Genomic DNA, 863 nt, shown 5'->3' with positions numbered 1-863 from the left:
CGTTAAAGTATGAGTATAACAAATACACAAAAATAATTTCATTCCATAAACATTAACACTTTGAAGGAGTCGATTTTATATGGTAACAATTTATACTACTCCAAGCAGCTTAGCCTGTCGTAAAGCAAAAGCTTGGCTTAAGAAAAACGAAATTTCCTACAATGAACGTAATTTATATTCACAACCACTTTCTATTGAAGAAATTAAAGAGGTTTTACGTAAAACAGAAGGCGGTACAGATGAAATCATCTCAACCCGTTCTAAAAAATTCAGAAGCTTAAATATCGATATAAATAATACACCATTAAATGATCTTTGTAAGCTTATTCAAGATAACCCGGATTTACTTCGCCGACCAATTATTTTTGACCATAAGAATTTACATGCCGGTTATAACGAAGAAGAAATGGGACGCTTCCTTCCTAGAAAAGTACGTCATGTTCAATTATGGCGTGCAATCAGCCAACTGGATTATCAACCATCCCACATCGGTGCATAATAAGAGGGTTGTCCATTAAAGCGGATGCACATAACCCTGTCAAGTAGACAATAAAAAAAGAGTATTTCAAGCTGCGGCCTTTTCTCGATATTCAATCGGGGAAAGGCCGTTAAATTTTTCCTGGAAGCGATCCGTATTGTAGAAGTCTATATACTCCTGAATAGCTACATAAGCTTCCTCTGCTGTTTTTGGACATACCAAATATAACTTCTCTGTTTTTAAATGCGAGAAGAAACTTTCTATACAAGCGTTATCATGACAATTGCCTCGACGAGAGTGGCTTCCTTGAAGACCGAGTTCTTTTACCTGTCTTTCGTATGATTTCGTCGTATATTGGAATCCTTGATCGGAGTGAAGATGAAGA

Annotated in this window: 2 protein-coding genes; one reads left to right on the top strand and one right to left on the bottom strand. The window is 36.3% G+C overall.

From position 1 onward, the window contains the following. Window positions 1-79: 79 nt before the first annotated feature. Window positions 80-499, top strand: coding sequence for a transcriptional regulator Spx (gene spx / locus AC1DVK_RS26980; protein ID WP_089365147.1), 420 nt, complete (start codon window positions 80-82; stop codon window positions 497-499). A 66-nt stretch (window positions 500-565) separates the two neighbouring features. On the opposite strand, the gene AC1DVK_RS26975 is transcribed toward spx, so the two are convergent. Further along, a partial coding sequence (locus AC1DVK_RS26975; protein WP_477627831.1) for a transposase occupies window positions 566-863 on the bottom strand: 298 nt, incomplete at its 5' end.

This window comes from Peribacillus sp. P4_B1, assembly GCF_056402395.1.
This window is presented reverse-complemented; position numbering and strand designations above follow the sequence as displayed.

Excerpts from the sequence above, each read along its gene's own strand:
- spx (WP_089365147.1), top strand. The coding sequence starts at position 80 with ATGGTAACAATTTATACTACTCCAAGCAGCTTAGCCTGTCGTAAAGCA.